Genomic DNA, 17256 nt, shown 5'->3' on the forward strand with positions numbered 1-17256 from the left:
CCCCTCTCACTTCGAAAGGAATTGCTATGACACAAGAATTAACCCTCATTCCTATCAATGATATTTCTCCTAATCCTTTTCAACCACGCCTTCATTTCCAGCAAAAAGAGCTTGAGGAATTGGCGCAGTCGATCCAAGAAAATGGTTTGCTCCAACCCATCGTTGTGAGACGATCGGCCATTTTTGGTTACGAACTCATTGCCGGGGAAAGACGCTTAAGAGCTAGCCAATTAGCTCACCTTGATAGGATTCCTGCTATCATAAAAGACTTATCTGATCAAGAGAGCCAAATTCTAGCCGTCATTGAAAATCTTCAGCGCTCTGATCTCAATCCTATCGAAGAAGCTTTGGCTTATCAAAACCTGATTGCCTCCAAAAAAATGACACATGAGGAGATTGCTCAAGTGATGGGGAAATCTCGGCCTTATATTTCCAATAGTCTTCGCTTATTGCAGTTATCGCCTGCTGTCAAACGGGCCATCGAACAAGCAGACATCTCTCAAGGGCATGCACGACTGCTTTTACGCTTGTCCGAAGAAGAACAAGATAGGTGGCTGCAAAAGATTATCGATCAAGATTTATCCGTTCGTACTTTGGAGCACCTACTAGCTCCTAAAGCTAAGCAAAAAAAACAAGCTAAAAAAGAAGATCTCTTTAAGAAAGATCTTGAAAGTCAACTGAGCCAAGCTCTCGGGAATCCTGTCACTATTTCGATCAACCGTTCTCAAAAGGGAAAAATTACTATTTCCTTTTCTAACCAAGAGGATTTCAACAGAATTATTCACAAGCTGCAAAATGATGTGGATAATTAATCTTAGATGTTTTCTTTTTCAACAGTAAAAAAATCTTTAAATACTACTTATTTCAAGTCTTGTGTGATATTCCACAGGTTGTGGAAAACTTCTTTGAACAATGTGGATTTTTACCCCACAGGTTGTGGAAAACTTCTTATTTTTATGGTAGAATACTTTTCAAAACCAAGAACAGATTTTAATCACTTAAGGAGTCACCTATGACCGAAAAAGAGCAAGTTTTTTGGAATAGAGTGTTTGAATTGGCTAGAGAACAGCTGAGTCAAGCGACTTTTGAATTTTTTGTCCTTGATGCCCAGCTCATTCGTGTGGACAATAATGTTGCCATTATTTTTATCGATCGAATGAAGGAGCTGTTCTGGGAAAAAAATCTTCAACAGGTATTGATTACAGCCGGATTTGAGGTTTTTAATACCCAACTTCAGGCTAAGTACATCTTTGAAAGTTCTGAAATTCCATCACCAGTAACCCCCTCTTCTAACACTCAAGGAGGAAGTTACCAGCAAGGCTATGGTCAAATAAGAGCACCTGAGACTAATCTTCAGCCAGCTATTCAATCGAACCTCAATACCAAGTATCGCTTTGATAACTTTATTCAAGGGGATGAAAATAAATGGGCCAAGGCAGCATCTATGGCGGTTGCTGATAATCCTGGTACGACCTATAACCCACTGTTTATCTGGGGAGGTCCAGGGCTAGGTAAGACACACTTACTAAATGCCATTGGGAACACTGTCTTGGAGAATAATCCTAGTGCGCGTGTTCGCTATATCACAGCTGAAAACTTTATCAATGAATTTGTCAATCACATTCGCTTGGAAACAATGGAAGAGTTACAGGATGAGTTTAGAAGTTTAGATGTCCTCCTTATTGATGATATCCAGTCCTTGGCCAATAAGGAAAGTACTCAATTTGAATTTTTCAATACCTTCAACGACCTCCATTCCAATAATAAGCAAATTGTCCTGACTAGTGATCGCACACCCGATCATCTCAATAATCTTGAAGAGCGCTTGGTTACCCGTTTCAAGTGGGGCTTAACTGTTGACATCACCCCACCTGATTACGAGACACGGATCGCTATCTTGACTAATAAAATTATGGAACAGGGGTTTCCTTATACCTTTGCTTCTGATACTATTGAATATCTGGCTGGCCAGTTTGATTCAAACGTGCGTGATCTTGAAGGGGCTTTAAAGGATATCAATCTTGTTGCTACCTTCAAGCAGGCAGAAATTATCACTGTCGATATCGCAGCCGAAGCGATTCGGGCGCGTAAGCAAGATGCTCCTATTATTAATGTCATCTCTATTGAGGAGATTCAAAAGCAGGTCAGCAAATTCTATGGGGTTACTGTCAAAGATGTCAAGTCAACCAAGCGCAATCAAAACATTGTCTTAGCCCGTCAAGTCGCTATGTTCTTAGCCCGTGAGATGACCGATAACAGTCTCCCTAAAATCGGTAAGGAATTCGGAGGACGGGATCACTCCACAGTTCTTCATGCCTACAATAAAATCAAAAATATTCTGGCACAAGATGATAGTCTGAGGATTGAGATTGACACCATAAAAAATAAGATTAAATAGAGCTGTGGAGAAGTTAGTGATTGATGCTAGACTTTTCCACAGCTTGTGCACAAGTCTCATCGTTAGAGCTTTCTAGGTTAGGCTCGATTTTCCACCTTATACACAGGACCTACTACTACTACTAAACTAATACTAATAAATAATAAAGGAGTTCCTATGATTAATTTTTCTATTAATAAAGCTTTTTTCCTTCAGGCTTTAAATGCGACTAAAAGGGCTATTAGCTCTAAAAATGCCATTCCTATTTTATCCAGTATTAAAATTGAGGTAGCCTCTACTGGTATTACGCTTACAGGATCCAATGGACAAATTTCTATTGAGAATACTATTTCAACTGCTGATGAAAATGCTGGTCTTTTAATTACTGAGTCAGGCAGTATTCTTTTAGAAGCAAATTTCTTTATTAATATTGTTTCTAGTTTGCCTGATGTTAGTCTTGATTTCAAAGAGATTGACCACCATCAGGTTCTATTAGTCAGTGGTAAATCTGAAATCACACTAAAAGGAAAAGATGTGGAGCAGTACCCACGTTTACAAGAAGTTGCTACTAGTAATCCTTTGGTTTTTGATACCAAAGTTCTCAAAGGAATCATTTCTGAAACTGCTTTTGCAGCTAGTACCCAAGAGAGTCGCCCTATTTTGACAGGGATTCATTTTGTTTTATCTGATCATACTAATTTCAAGGCTGTTGCCACTGATTCTCATCGTATGAGTCAACGTAAACTAGTCTTAGAGCATTCTGGTGATGATTTTGATGTTGTTCTGCCAAGCCGTTCTTTACGTGAGTTGTCATCAGTCTTTACAGATGATATTGAGACAGTCGAAGTCTTTTTATCAGGTAATCAGATTCTTTTTAGAAGTGAAACCATTAGTTTCTATGCTCGTATGCTTGAGGGTGCCTATCCAGATACTGACCGCCTCTTGAGTTCTGAGTTTGAAACGGAAGTTCTTTTCCATACTCACAATCTACGTTCTGCTATGGAGCGTGCTCATTTAATTTCTAATGCTACGCAAAATGGTACGGTTAAGCTGGAGATAGAAGCTGGTAAAGTATCAGCCCACGTTAATTCTCCTGAGGTAGGAAAGGTTAATGAGGAAATCGATGCCCAAGAGGTCAGCGGTAGCGACTTAACAATTAGCTTTAATCCTACTTACTTGATTGAATCCTTGAAAGCTCTTAAAAGTGAAACCGTACGCATTCGTTTTATTTCACCAGTTCGTCCATTCACCTTAACACCTGGCGATGATGGTGAGAATTTTATCCAGCTGATTACACCAGTTCGTACCAATTAAGCTAAAAAAATAAAAAAGTTTGGATATTTAAGGCAGTTTTAAGTACCTAAGGGTATACTATAGTCAATCCTAAATAAACTTTTCTTTTTCATAATCTCCGGAAAGAGCTCAACACTAGTTGGGTTCTTTCTTTTTTATATCATTTTTTAAACTTTCCCTAGAGCGACTCCGCTGCTCTAGGACCCGTCCTTCTAACTCACTGGCGTATCGTAGAATGACGTGTCTTTTTCATAATCTCCGGAAAGAGCTCAACATCAGTTGGCTTCTTTCTTTTTTTATTTTAGAGCAGTTATAAGTATTAGGCTTCAGAGTCATTGTAAAGCTAATATTTTTTGGCTATAATGAGATATTAAATAAGATTTGGAGGACATTATGTATCAAGTTGGTTCCTTAGTTGAGATGAAAAAACCGCATGCCTGCACTATTAAGGCGACGGGTAAAAAGGCTAATGCCTGGGAGGTCACGCGCCTAGGGGCAGATATTAAGATTCGCTGTACTAATTGTGATCATGTTGTCATGATGAGCCGTCATGATTTTGAGCGCAAGATGAAGAAAGTTTTGCAACCCTAGACTATTAGCAGATCAGTGTTTTTAAAGCCCTCCGCAACTGTTGGTTGCCTTAAAAAGTGCTAGCTTTTTCCTAATAGTTTGCCTATAGTCAAGGTAAACTTAGTAAAGGAGAAAGTCTTTATGAAAAAGCAAGTCGTATTACCATCTCTCTGTAGGGGCATTTTGATAACAATTTCTTTTTTAGCCATCTCTATGCTAATGGGATATTTGCCTTTACCGTCTCCCTTTTTTGAATTTGTCCAGTTAGTGATCTATTTATTATTAGCGTGGATTTTTACCAAAAAGATAGACAAAAGTAGCTGGTCTTCATTAAGATTAAAAATTGATAAAAATGCTCTTAAAGGCTTTACCATAGCATTTATTATCATAGCTACTTTAGTTAGTGCGGGATCACTGCTCTCTAGAAACATTTTCCATGAGCCTGTTTTTCATCTTCAAGGGAAGATAGATTTTTGGTCTGTTTTACTGATACTGGTATCCTTTTTTGTGGCGGCCTTTGTTAATCAAGGAATTCCAGAGGAAATAATCTTTAGAGGTTATTTAGTGCAAACATTTTCTAAACGTTATACACCTCTTATAACTATGATGCTATCTGTGGGATTTTTCACACTGATTCATGGTTTTCATATTTTTAGAGAAGGGTTAACTTATGGCTTGTTAACGATGTTCTATGCCTTTAGCTTTGCTTGTCTAGCTTATATTTTACAATTTCTTTTTAATACAACTTGGGCAGCCATAGCTGTGCATGGTGGCCTACATATGACTAGATTATCGTTACAACTGGTAGGTTTTTCGGATACTAGTGGTGCTATGTTGATACAAAGCATTATAATATTGATTAGCTCACTTATTTTACTCATGCTGTTTAGAGATAAATTTCAATCTAAAATATAGAAAGTAGGTAATCATGACAGTATTTTCAGAGCAATTGAAGAAATTAAGAGCAGCTAAATCATTTTCACAAGATGATTTAGCTGAACAACTTTTTATTTCTCGACAAGCCGTCTCTAAATGGGAAAATGGAGATGCAACACCGGATTTAGATAATCTTATTAAATTAGCTGATATTTTTGATACCACACTTGATGAACTTGTTTTAGCTAAAAATCCCGAAAAGACTGTTGTTCGTATTATTGAAAAAGATACAGAGCCCCAGATGAATTTGTGGTCTTTCTTAAGTAATGAGAAAAATCGCTGGATTTTAATAGTGGTATTTGTTTTATTGTTATTGTGGATCATATTTAGATAATGTTTGTGCGTTATCTTTGTTTGACAAATTTCCTTAAGCTTGCGATTTGCAAGCTTTTTCTGCTATAATAACGCTGATTGAAAAATAGAGATGGAGACTATAGAGATGGCTTTAACAGCAGGTATCGTTGGTTTACCAAATGTTGGTAAATCAACCCTTTTTAATGCAATTACTAAAGCAGGAGCAGAGGCCGCCAACTATCCTTTTGCAACGATCGATCCAAATGTAGGTATGGTAGAGGTACCAGACGAGCGTTTACAGAAGTTGACAGAAATGATTACGCCTAAAAAGACAGTGCCAACAACTTTTGAATTTACTGATATTGCAGGAATTGTAAAAGGCGCTTCAAAAGGAGAAGGTCTGGGGAATAAATTTCTGGCTAATATCCGTGAAGTGGATGCTATTGTGCATGTCGTAAGAGCTTTTGATGATGAAAATGTCATGCGTGAACAGGGTCGAGAAGATGCTTTTGTGGATCCTTTAGCTGATATTGATACGATCAATTTGGAATTGATCTTGGCTGACCTAGAGTCTATCAATAAACGTTATGCGCGTGTTGAAAAAATTGCACGCACTCAAAAAGATAAAGATTCTGTTGCTGAGTTCGCTCTTCTTGAAAAAATTAAGCCTGTCCTTGAAGATGGAAAATCAGCACGTACGATTGAGTTTACTGAGGATGAGGAAAAGATTGTCAAGCAGCTTTTTCTTTTGACGACCAAACCGGTTCTTTATGTGGCAAACGTCGATGAGGATCAGGTAGCTCATCCTGATGAGATAGACTACGTTAAGCAAATTCGTGAGTTTGCTGCGACTGAAAATGCTGAAGTTGTTGTCATTTCTGCACGTGCTGAAGAGGAAATTTCAGAACTAGATGACGATGATAAGGCCATGTTTCTTGAAGATCTGGGATTGGAGGAGTCGGGAGTTGATAGGCTGACACGTGCAGCCTACCATCTCTTGGGACTTGGTACTTATTTCACAGCTGGTGAAAAAGAAGTACGAGCTTGGACTTTCAAGCGTGGGATCAAAGCGCCTCAGGCAGCTGGTATCATTCACTCAGACTTTGAGAAGGGCTTTATCCGTGCGGTTACCATGTCTTATGATGATCTGATTAAGTATGGTTCTGAAAAAGCGGTCAAAGAGGCGGGTCGCTTACGTGAAGAAGGTAAAGATTACATTGTTCAAGATGGAGACATCATGGAATTTCGTTTCAATGTTTAAAGGGTCATAGGACTAAGGCTGGAAAGGACTTTCCAGTCCTTTTGCTGTTTATTTAAAACTAATAAAGGAGAAGGTGCATATTCATGACAAAATTAATCATAGGATTGGGCAATCCTGGAACAAAATATGATGAAACTCGGCACAATGCTGGGTTTATGGCTATTGATACTATCGTTAAGTCATTACCTGTAACTTTTTCGGAAGAAAAAAACTTTAAGGCAGCGGTAGCGTCAGATTTTATTAGGGGTGAGAAGGTTTATTTTGTGAAACCCTTGACCTTTATGAATGAGAGTGGTCAGGCTGTTCATGCCTTGATGACTTATTATAATATTGCGCTTGATGATATCATTGTCATCTATGATGATCTGGATATGGAAGTGGGGAAGATCCGCTTTCGTCAAAAAGGCTCAGCTGGTGGTCATAATGGTATCAAGAGTATTATTAAACATGTCGGTTCTCAGGAATTTGACAGAATTAAGATTGGTATTGGTCGTCCCAAGCCTGGTATGACAGTCGTTAATCATGTCCTTGGGCGTTTTGATAAGGATGATTATGCGACTGTGCAGGCTTCTTTGGATAAGGTTTCAGAAGCCCTTAACTTTTATTTAGAGACTCAAGATTTTGAGCAAACGATGCAAAAATACAATGGATAAGACACTGATAAGCCTATTTGGGCAAAATAAACAAATTCAAGAATGGCAAGATAAGACAGGTTTAGTGGATCGTCAGTTGGTTATGGGGCTGACTGGCAGCAGCAAGAGTTTAGCGATCGCGTCTAATTTCCAATCCAATCAGGGTAAGCTAGTTGTGATTACTGCTACGCAGAATGAAGCTGAAAATTTGGCTGCGGATCTGATAGGATTGATCGGTGAGAATCACGTTTATCAATTTTTTGCGGATGATATTGTGGGTGCGGAGTTTATTGTAGCTTCCCAAGAAAAGTCTTTATCCCGTATCGAGAGTCTTAATTTCTTGTTGGATCAGGAGGCTAAGGGTGTTTTGGTTATCAGTCTCTTAGCCAGTCGTATTCTTTTGCCGGATCCGCAAGATTATGCCAAATTTGTCCTCGATTTTGCAGTGGGGAAAGAGTATCAACTTCCTGATATTATGAAGCAGCTAAGTAGTATTGGTTATAAGGCAGTTTCTCAGGTTTTATCGCCAGGTGAGTTTAGTCACCGTGGAGATATTTTGGATATCTATGATGGGCGTACTGATAGCGCCTATCGTTTGGAATTTTTTGGAGATGAGCTTGATGGTATTCGTGTATTTGATCCAGAATCTCAAGTGTCTCAGAAGAATTGTGAACAGATTCGTCTAAGTCCAGTAGATGAGGCAGTCCTGACATCAAAAGATCGTGCGCGTGCTATGGTTCATTTTGAGGAGGCTATGGCAAAGGCTCAGACTGACGGTCTCAGGGAGTATTTGGAAGATCTCTATAGGACAGTAGCAGATGGGCATCGGCATGAAGATCTAAAAAAATTTTTGGGCTTCTTTTACGAAAAAACTTATTGTCTGCTGGATTATATTCCAAAGGGGACTCCGATCTTCTTTGATGACTTTCAAAAGTTGGCAGACCGCAATGCTAAGTTAGAGCTAGAAATTGCTAACTACTTAACGGAAGGTCTTCAGCAAGAAAAGGCTCTAGCTAGCCAGGTTTATTTTGCAGATACCTATCAGACCTTACGCCATTATCAACCTGCTACCTTCTTTTCAAATTTCCACAAGGGATTGGGCAATATTCGTTTCCATCAGATATATAATTTGACCCAATATGCTATGCAGGAGTTCTTCAACCAGATGCCCCTCTTGGTCGATGAAATCAATCGATATCAAAAATCAGGGGCGACGGTTGTCTTGCAGGCTGATACCGAAATCAAGCTGGAAAAGCTTCAGGAGGTGCTCTCTGAGTATGAATTAAAGATTCCTATAGTAGCAGACGATGAGTTGCAAGTAGGTCAGAGTCAGCTGACTACAGGTCACTTGACCAATGGTTTTTACTTTGCGGATGAAAAGCTAGTCCTGATTACAGAAAAAGAAATCTATCATAAGGCCCCTAAACGTCGGATCAGGCGTCAGCATATTAGCAATGCTGAGCGGCTTAAAGATTATAATGAGCTAGAAAAAGGGGACTATGTTGTTCATAATACGCATGGTATTGGTCGTTTTATGGGGATTGAGACCATTGAAATTTCTGGTATTCATAGGGACTATCTAACAGTTCAATATCAAAATAATGATACGATTTCTATTCCGGTTGAACAAATTGAGCTGCTGTCCAAGTATATGGCCAGTGATGGCAAAGAACCCAAGATTAACAAACTCAATGATGGGCGTTTTCAAAGGGCTAAGCATAGGGTTTCCAAACAGGTTGAAGATATTGCTGATGACCTTCTCAAGCTTTATGCTGAGCGCAGTCAGTTGAAGGGCTTTGCTTTTTCGCCAGATGATGATCATCAGCGTGAGTTTGATGAGGATTTTCCTTACGCAGAGACGCAGGATCAACTTCGATCCATTAAGGAAGTTAAAGCTGATATGGAGTCAGATAAGCCTATGGATCGTTTATTGGTTGGGGACGTCGGCTTTGGTAAGACAGAAGTGGCGATGCGGGCTGCTTTTAAGGCGGTCAATGATGGAAAGCAGGTTGCTGTTTTGGTGCCTACTACGGTTTTGGCTCAGCAGCACTATAACAATTTTAAAGAGCGCTTTGAACATTACGCTGTCGAAATTGGAGTGCTCAGTCGTTTCCAGACTAAAAAGGAGCAAGACCATGTTTTAGAGGCTATTTCTAAAGGGCAAATTGATATCATTATCGGAACTCACAGACTTCTTTCCAAGGATCTCATTTTTAGAGATTTAGGCCTTATTGTTATTGACGAAGAGCAGCGTTTCGGGGTCAAACATAAGGAAAAGCTAAAGGAGTTAAAGACTAAGTCTGATGTTTTGACCCTTACTGCTACACCTATTCCGCGAACTCTTCATATGTCTATGTTGGGGATTCGTGATCTCTCTGTTATTGAGACGCCTCCAACCAATCGCTATCCGGTTCAGACCTATGTTTTGGAGACCAATCCTGGTATGATCCGTGAAGCGATCATCCGGGAGATTGATCGTGGTGGCCAGAGCTTTTATATTTACAATCGTGTTGAGAGCATCGAGCAAAAAGTGGCAGAACTTCAAGACATTGTCCCAGAAGCTACTATTGGTTTTGTCCATGGTCAGATGAGTGAGATCCAGCTGGAAAATACTCTCTTTGATTTTATCGATGGTGTCTATGATGTTTTGGTAGCCACGACTATTATCGAGACAGGTATTGATATTTCTAATGTTAATACTCTCTTTGTTGAGAATGCTGATCGTATGGGTCTATCTACGCTTTATCAATTACGCGGTCGTGTTGGACGCAGCAATCGTATTGCTTATGCCTATCTTATGTATCAACCAGATAAACTCTTGTCTGAGGCTTCTGAGAAGCGCTTGGAAGCGATCAAGGGCTTTACTGAGCTCGGATCTGGATTTAAAATTGCCATGCGAGATCTCTCTATTCGTGGTGCCGGAAATATTCTAGGGGCTTCCCAGAGTGGTTTTATTGACTCAGTTGGTTTTGAGCTCTATTCTCAAATGTTGGAAGAAGCGATTCGACAAAAACAAGGCCAGTCGCAAACGCGACAAAGAGGTAATGCTGAGATTAATCTGCAAATTGATGCTTATCTACCATCTGACTATATCAGTGATGAACGGCAGAAAATTGATATTTATAAGCGTATTCGAGAATTGATGACCTTGGCTGACTATGAGCAGCTGCAAGATGAGTTGATCGATCGTTTTGGTGACTATCCAGATCAGGTTGCTTATCTCTTGGAAATCGGTCTTCTCAAATCTTATATGGATAATGTTTTTGTTGAATTGGTTGAGAAAAAGCAGCAGGAGATTATGGTCCGTTTTGAAAAATCAACTCGACAATTCTTTTTGACACAGGACTATTTTGAAGCCTTGTCCAAGACCCAGCTTAAGGCTCGTATTGGGGAATACGATGGTAAAATCGAAGTTATCTTTGATGTTCGTCGCAAAAAAGATTATGAGATCTTAGAAGAACTCATGGCTTTCGGCCGTGCTTTTGCGGAGATAAAGGAGCGAAAAGCAACCAAAGATAAAGATTAGCTTGACAGTCTTGTAAATCATTTTAAAAATCCAGTGTTATCAACCTTGACAAAGATTTTTGACAGAGAAAAGATTAGTATGACAAAAGTCTTGTATGGTAAATTATAGGAACTGTCGTTTCGGCGTTAATATTTTGGTAAGAGGGCATTTTTAGCTCTCTTTTTATTACCTTCTTTTTTGCAAGTCTTATCAGTTCTGCTTTTTTCCTAAAAAAATGGTAGAATAACGAGGATGGACTCTGGAAAGAAAGGAATCCTGATATGAGATTGGATAAATACCTAAAAGTATCCCGTATCATTAAGCGTCGGCCGGTTGCTAAAGAAGTGGCAGATAAAGGCCGTATCAAAGTCAATGGTGTCTTAGCTAAATCATCTACGGATTTGAAAATTAATGATGTCATTGAAGTGCGCTTTGGTAATAAATTGTTGACCGTTCGTGTTTTAGAACTGAAAGATAGCACGAAGAAAGAAGATGCTGAAAGTATGTATGAGATTGTCAGTGAGAAGAGGATAGAGTCAGATGGGCAAGAATGATAAAGTTGTTCGCTTGAATAATCGATTTATCAAGGAAAATCTTATTACTAAACGTTATGAGGAGGAAGAAACGCGTAAGCGTCACCGTTTTATGGGGTGGACCTTGATTTTAGTTATTCTATTGTTTATTTTGCCAACTTATAATCTTGTAGCTAGCTATCGTGGTTTGCAGGAGAAAAAAGCACAAATTACTCAATTAAAAAAAGATTATAATAAGACAAAGACAGAAACTGAGGATAAGGAAAAATTGGCTGATCAGCTGAAAAATGATGATTTTGTTGAAAAGTATGCGCGTGCAAAATATCATTATTCTGATTCTGATGAAGTCACCTTTATTGTCCCAGAATTGATCCCGTAATATCATGGAAAATTTAATCAGCCTTATCGAGACGTTTTTAGAACATTCAGATGAAAAATTAGAGGAGCTTAGTCAAAAAAATCAATCCTTAAAAGAGGAGGAGACCCATGAGGATTAATTCACCAGTCAATCCTGTGTTGGTGACTATAATTCTAACGTTTTTTCCCGTTTTATTATTGGTGATGGCTACTCAAGTATCAGGTGATTGGACTGGTAAGGAGGGATTAGAGTGGCAACAAGGACGTTTTCAACGGTCTAGTCAGTTCTATTTTTCTGACATTCCAGCTAATCCAAATGTTTTTGAGTCTATTGCGACTTATAAAGATGCTGAATTGACCCAAAAATCACAAGCATTAGCACCTAATTTTACGGATACGATTACAAATTTGAAGACTAATAAAAAGGGTGTTCCCGTTTTTAAGTTTTCAAATGGGCGTTATGCTGAAGCTAACTACAAGCAGTTTTATAATGATCAATTACTCAGTCAGCAAGTTTTCAGTCAGTCAAAAGCTTATTGGACTAAGGATAAATTCACCGTTTACAAAAAGGCTTTTGTAGCGGGTGTTGCGACTAAAAAAACGAAGTTGTCTGCTTATAAGGAGGTCGCTGTTACCAAGAAGGCTCGTACCTACCATGGGAATTATTTGTATGCTAGGGGTCAAGGGTGGTTTCCGGAAAATTCTCTATCTAGTGAAGATAATCGCATAGAAGCTGTTCAAGCTATGTTAGAAAAAAAATATAAGAACCCTAAAAAATTTAGTGTTTACGTTAAGCAGATGGACACAGGTAAGGTTGCTGAGCTCAATGCAGATAAGGTTATGTACTCTGCCAGTGTTAGTAAACTTCCTCTTCTTTATTACAGTCAAAAACAAATTGATGATCATCGCTTGAAAAAATCACAAAAGGTTATTTATAAGCCAGCTGTTAACAAATTTCGAGGAGCCTATGCCACAGAAGGCAGTGGAGATATTTCCAAAGTTGCTGATAATAAACCTTATACGATCGAAACTTTGATGAAAAAAGTGGCTCAAAAATCTGATAATGCTGGAACTAATATCTTAGGTTATTATGCGACGGACCAATATGGCAGTGATTACCGAGCAACTATTAAGAAAATTGTTGAGCAAGATTGGGATATGAAGAGTCGTAAGGTATCAGCAAAGACAGCTGGTCTTATGATGGCAGCTATTTACCGTCAAGATGGTGATATTATTGGCTACCTTTCTAATACAGATTATGACAAGCAACGTATCTCTAAAAATATCTCTGTTAGAGTTGCTCATAAGATCGGTGATGCTTATGATTATCGCCATGATGTTGCTATTATATATGGCAAAACGCCCTTTGTTTTAGCAATTTTCACAAATCATTCCAGCTATGATGATATTACAGCTATAGCTGATGATGTTTATAGGATTTTGAAATGACTAATCAATTATTATTTAACACTATCAAGGAACAGGGTTACTTTGATAAGCATAAAAGGGTTCTGATAGCCGTATCAGGTGGAGTAGATTCGATGAATTTGCTCCATTTCTTGCATTATTATCGTCATGAACTGGCTATTGACATTGCGGTTGCCCATGTTAATCATAAGCAACGTAAACAATCTGACGAAGAGGAAGCTTATTTACGCCGGTGGGCTTCTGATAGGGCCATTCCTTTTTATCTGGCTACTTTTTCGGGGTCCTTTACAGAAGCTAAGGCTAGGGCATTTAGATACGAGTTTTTTGAAAAAATCATGCGAAATTACGGCTATACTGCATTGACGACTGCCCATCACAAGGATGATCAAGCTGAGACCATTTTCATGAGGATATTAAGAGGAAGTAGGCTCAGACATCTGGTGGCTATGCAGCCAGTCATTGAATTTGCCAATGGCCAGCTCATCAGACCTTTTTTGACTATTGCGAAATCTGACTTGCCTGAGGTTTTTCATTTTGATGATCAAACCAACCATAAGCAAGATTATTTGAGAAATCGGGTGAGACTGACCTATTTACCTCAGCTATCTGAGGAAAATCCTCAATTGGTCAATCATTTAACTGATCTAGGTCAAGAAGTAGCCCTATTTCTAGAAGCTATTAAAGATCTTAGCTCTGATATTGATGTTCAAGACAAACGTCAACTTAGGGAGCAGACGCCAGCTGTTCGTTTTGTACTCATTCAAGATTACTTGCAAGATTTCCCAAATCTCCAGCTTACAAAGCCTCAGTTTAATTGGCTAGTGTCATTAGCTGTTGAGGCAAGCAGTGGTGACTTTTATTTAAAATCAGGCTATTATTTCCATGCCACAAGAGAGCGTTTTTGGATTGATAAAATCAGCCCCAGGTCGGATGGTTTATTTGAACCTAAGCGATTAGAATATGGAGATGCTGTGACTCTAGGCTCTAAAACATTTATGTTTGGTAATCAGGGAGCTATTTCACTTTACAGCCTATCTCCTTTAATTTTACGCCCAAGACAGTCAGGTGATGTGATTGATTTTGGAACTTTCCATAAGAAAGTTCGTCGGTTATTCATTGATGAAAAAATTCCCCAACATCTTAGGGACAAAGCCATTATTGGTGAGCAAGATGGCAGTATTGTTTTTGTTTCAGTGGGTGATGATTTATATTTGAGTAAACCCTCTCATTGTGTTACAATTAGAGCTAAATTGTGTATCAAAACTAAGGAAATTGGTGATCTATGACACTAGATAATGATATAAAAAAAGTTCTTTATTCAGCCGATGCTATTACCTCTAAGGCAAAAGAACTTGGTCGACAATTATCACAAGATTATGAGGGAAAAAATCCTCTTTTGGTTGGTGTCCTAAAAGGTGCAGTTCCCTTTATGGCTGAACTGATTAAGCATATCGACACTCATATAGAGATGGACTTCATGGTCGTTTCTAGTTATCAAGGTGGAACTCAAAGCAGTGGTGAAGTAAAAATTCTGAAAGATGTAGATACGAATGTTGAAGGTCGTGATGTTGTTTTTGTAGAAGACATCATAGACACTGGTCGTACCCTTCTATATCTTCGTGACATGTTTAAGTATCGTAAGGCTAATTCTGTTAAAATTGCAACGCTCTTTGATAAGCCTGAGGGTCGTGTCGTTGATATTGAAGCTGATTATGTTTGTTACGATGTCCCAAATGAGTTTGTTGTTGGGTTTGGTTTGGATTATGATGAAAAGTATCGTAATCTTCCTTACGTAGGAGTCCTCAAAGAGGAAATCTACACTAAAAAGTAAAAATAGAAAGTTATTTTGTTAGTCAATGAACAATAAAAATAATAAAAATGGATTAGTGAGAAGTGCTTATCTTTATTTGATACTTATCGTAGTTGCCGTAGCTTCACTAAATATTTATTTTCGGGGTAATGCTGGGCAATCCAATCAGCTCAGTTATTCTGAGCTGATTAGTGATATCAAAGCGAATAAGATTGATTCTATCACCTACCAGCCTAGTGGTAGTATTGTTGAGGTGTCCGGTAACTATAAAAAACCTCAAAAGAGCAAGCAAAACAGAAGTAGCTCTCTTCTAGGCTCAAAAAGTGTTAAAGTTAAAAAATATACTTCTGTAATTCTTCCAAGTGGTCCAGGTTTGGATCGGTTAGAGGATGCTGCAGAAAAGCATGACACTTCTTTAAAGGTTATTCCAGAAAGCACTAGTGGCGCAATTTTTTGGAATATTATTAGCCTGATACTACCGCTTGGTATTCTGGGACTTTTTTTCTACTTTACCATGAGTCAAGCTGGTGGTAATCGTGGAGCTATGAGCTTTGGCCGTAATAAGGCTAAAACAGCTAGTCAAGATGACATCAAAGTTCGATTCTCAGATGTTGCAGGGGCTGAAGAAGAAAAACAAGAATTAGTAGAAGTTGTTGACTTCTTGAAAAATCCAAAGAAATACCGTGCTTTAGGAGCGCGTATACCCACAGGTGTTTTACTTGAAGGCCCTCCAGGGACAGGGAAAACCTTACTTGCTAAGGCAGTAGCTGGTGAAGCCGGAGTCCCATTTTTCACGATTTCGGGTTCAGATTTCGTTGAGATGTTTGTTGGTGTCGGTGCTAGCCGTGTCCGTTCATTATTTGAAGATGCCAAGAAGGCTGAAAGAGCATTGATTTTTATTGATGAAATTGATGCAGTTGGACGTCGCCGTGGTACTGGTATGGGTGGCGGCAATGATGAGCGTGAGCAAACCCTTAATCAACTTCTAGTTGAAATGGATGGTTTTGAGGGTAACGAGAGCATTATTGTTATTGCGGCAACTAACCGAAGTGATGTTCTTGATCCTGCTCTTCTTCGTCCTGGACGTTTTGACCGGAAAGTTTTAGTCGGTCGACCTGATGTTAAGGGACGTGAAGCTATCCTTAAGGTACATGCTAAAAATAAACCGCTTAAAGATGACGTTAACTTAAAGGTTGTTGCTCAACAGACCCCAGGTTTTGTCGGTGCTGATCTTGAAAATGTCCTAAATGAAGCAGCGCTTGTGGCAGCCCGTCGCAATAAGCAAATGATTGATGCTAGCGATATTGATGAGGCTGAGGATCGTGTCATCGCTGGTCCATCTAAGAAGGATAAGCAAGTTTCTGAAAAAGAGCGTCAAGTGGTTGCTTATCATGAAGCCGGTCATACAATTGTAGGATTAGTATTATCTAGCGCACGTGATGTACATAAGGTTACGATTGTACCACGCGGTCGTGCCGGTGGTTATATGATTTCTCTACCAAAAGAGGATCAATCACTTTTATCCAAAGATGAGTTACAAGAGCAGCTTGCTGGTTTGATGGGAGGAAGAGTGGCAGAAGAGATCATCTTCAATGTCCAAACTTCTGGAGCGTCAAACGATTTTGAGCAAGCAACATCGTTGGCAAGAGCTATGGTCACTGAATATGGTATGAGTGACAAGCTTGGTCCTGTTCAATATGAGGGTAACCATGCTATGAATCCAGGTCAAGTGCCAGGAGATAAGTCTTACTCAAATCAAACCGCTCAGATAATTGATGAAGAAATTAGAAATCTTCTAAATGAAGCCCGCAACAAGGCTGCAGATGTTATTAATTCAAATCGAGAAACGCATAAGTTGATTGCAGAGGCTCTGCTGAAGTATGAGACTCTTGATGCGGCACAGATTAAATCTATTTATGAAACTGGTAAGCTTCCTGATGACATTTTGGAAGAAGAAAATGATAATCCAGCATTATCTTATGATGAGATCAAAGAAAAAATGGAATCAGAAGATGCAGAATAAAAAATCTAAATGGTTTGTGCTCTGTGTAAATTAGAAAAAGTGGTTGTTCTTCAGCTGCTTTTTTATATACAACAACTTCAGAGAAAATTCAGTATAGTATTTTTCTTTTTTAAAAAAATAAAAAGAAAAATGAGTTGACAAGAGGCGTAGAAGTATAGTAGAATAATGGAGTTGTCTCGAGAGGACAACAAAGACCTTTGAGAACTGAATAGACAAGAAACCAAGCGTGCGGGTTGT

Annotated in this window: 16 protein-coding genes; all 16 read left to right on the forward strand. The window is 38.9% G+C overall.

Features of this window, described 5'->3' with window-relative positions; genetic code table 11:
• Positions 1-26 precede the first annotated feature (26 nt).
• The 16 genes from AC4HAI_RS07360 to ftsH all read left to right on the forward strand — a co-directional run bounded on the left by AC4HAI_RS07360 (position 27) and on the right by ftsH (position 17019).
• Positions 27-812, forward strand: a complete 786-nt coding sequence (locus AC4HAI_RS07360; protein ID WP_491111077.1) for a ParB/RepB/Spo0J family partition protein — start codon at positions 27-29, stop codon at positions 810-812.
• A gap of 200 nt (positions 813-1012) precedes the next feature.
• The gene (gene dnaA, locus AC4HAI_RS07365; protein WP_491111079.1) at positions 1013-2398 is read left to right on the forward strand and encodes a chromosomal replication initiator protein DnaA; all 1386 of its coding nucleotides are present in this window, start codon (positions 1013-1015) and stop codon (positions 2396-2398) included.
• A gap of 156 nt (positions 2399-2554) precedes the next feature.
• On the forward strand, positions 2555-3691 hold the full coding sequence (gene dnaN, locus AC4HAI_RS07370) for a DNA polymerase III subunit beta (RefSeq protein WP_491111081.1): 1137 nt from the start codon (positions 2555-2557) through the stop codon (positions 3689-3691).
• A 372-nt stretch (positions 3692-4063) separates the two neighbouring features.
• On the forward strand, positions 4064-4261 hold the full coding sequence (locus tag AC4HAI_RS07375; RefSeq protein WP_491078704.1) for a DUF951 domain-containing protein: 198 nt from the start codon (positions 4064-4066) through the stop codon (positions 4259-4261).
• A gap of 120 nt (positions 4262-4381) precedes the next feature.
• A complete protein-coding gene (locus AC4HAI_RS07380) occupies positions 4382-5155 on the forward strand; it encodes a CPBP family intramembrane glutamic endopeptidase (RefSeq protein ID WP_491111083.1) in 774 nt (257 codons plus the stop codon).
• 13 nt (positions 5156-5168) lie between these two features.
• Complete coding sequence (locus AC4HAI_RS07385; protein ID WP_491111085.1) at positions 5169-5510, forward strand: helix-turn-helix domain-containing protein; 342 nt, start codon at positions 5169-5171, stop codon at positions 5508-5510.
• 105 nt (positions 5511-5615) lie between these two features.
• Positions 5616-6731 carry a redox-regulated ATPase YchF gene (gene ychF / locus AC4HAI_RS07390; RefSeq protein ID WP_491078706.1) on the forward strand — a complete coding sequence of 372 codons (1116 nt, stop codon included), beginning with the start codon at positions 5616-5618 and terminating at the stop codon, positions 6729-6731.
• 83 nt (positions 6732-6814) lie between these two features.
• Entirely contained in the window at positions 6815-7384 is a 570-nt protein-coding gene (gene pth / locus AC4HAI_RS07395; RefSeq protein WP_491078707.1) for an aminoacyl-tRNA hydrolase, read from the forward strand.
• Positions 7377-10889, forward strand: coding sequence for a transcription-repair coupling factor (mfd, locus tag AC4HAI_RS07400; protein WP_491111087.1), 3513 nt, complete (start codon positions 7377-7379; stop codon positions 10887-10889). The genes pth and mfd overlap by 8 nt, the downstream gene beginning before the upstream one ends.
• 260 nt (positions 10890-11149) lie before the next feature.
• The gene (locus tag AC4HAI_RS07405; RefSeq protein WP_491078709.1) at positions 11150-11422 is read left to right on the forward strand and encodes an RNA-binding S4 domain-containing protein; all 273 of its coding nucleotides are present in this window, start codon (positions 11150-11152) and stop codon (positions 11420-11422) included.
• Complete coding sequence (locus AC4HAI_RS07410) at positions 11409-11780, forward strand: FtsB family cell division protein (RefSeq protein WP_491078710.1); 372 nt, start codon at positions 11409-11411, stop codon at positions 11778-11780. The genes AC4HAI_RS07405 and AC4HAI_RS07410 overlap by 14 nt, the downstream gene beginning before the upstream one ends.
• A gap of 4 nt (positions 11781-11784) precedes the next feature.
• Positions 11785-11898 carry an SP_0009 family protein gene (locus AC4HAI_RS07415; RefSeq protein WP_491078711.1) on the forward strand — a complete coding sequence of 38 codons (114 nt, stop codon included), beginning with the start codon at positions 11785-11787 and terminating at the stop codon, positions 11896-11898.
• Positions 11888-13207 (forward strand): serine hydrolase, encoded by a 1320-nt coding sequence (locus tag AC4HAI_RS07420; RefSeq protein ID WP_491111089.1) that lies wholly within the window; start codon positions 11888-11890, stop codon positions 13205-13207. The genes AC4HAI_RS07415 and AC4HAI_RS07420 overlap by 11 nt, the downstream gene beginning before the upstream one ends.
• Complete coding sequence (tilS, locus tag AC4HAI_RS07425) at positions 13204-14472, forward strand: tRNA lysidine(34) synthetase TilS (protein WP_491111091.1); 1269 nt, start codon at positions 13204-13206, stop codon at positions 14470-14472. The genes AC4HAI_RS07420 and tilS overlap by 4 nt, the downstream gene beginning before the upstream one ends.
• Positions 14469-15017, forward strand: coding sequence for a hypoxanthine phosphoribosyltransferase (hpt, locus tag AC4HAI_RS07430; protein ID WP_491111092.1), 549 nt, complete (start codon positions 14469-14471; stop codon positions 15015-15017). The genes tilS and hpt overlap by 4 nt, the downstream gene beginning before the upstream one ends.
• 25 nt (positions 15018-15042) lie before the next feature.
• Positions 15043-17019 (forward strand): ATP-dependent zinc metalloprotease FtsH, encoded by a 1977-nt coding sequence (ftsH, locus tag AC4HAI_RS07435; RefSeq protein WP_491111093.1) that lies wholly within the window; start codon positions 15043-15045, stop codon positions 17017-17019.
• The last annotated feature ends 237 nt before the right edge of the window (positions 17020-17256 follow it).

Source organism: Streptococcus sp. ALY_208, from assembly GCF_058314295.1.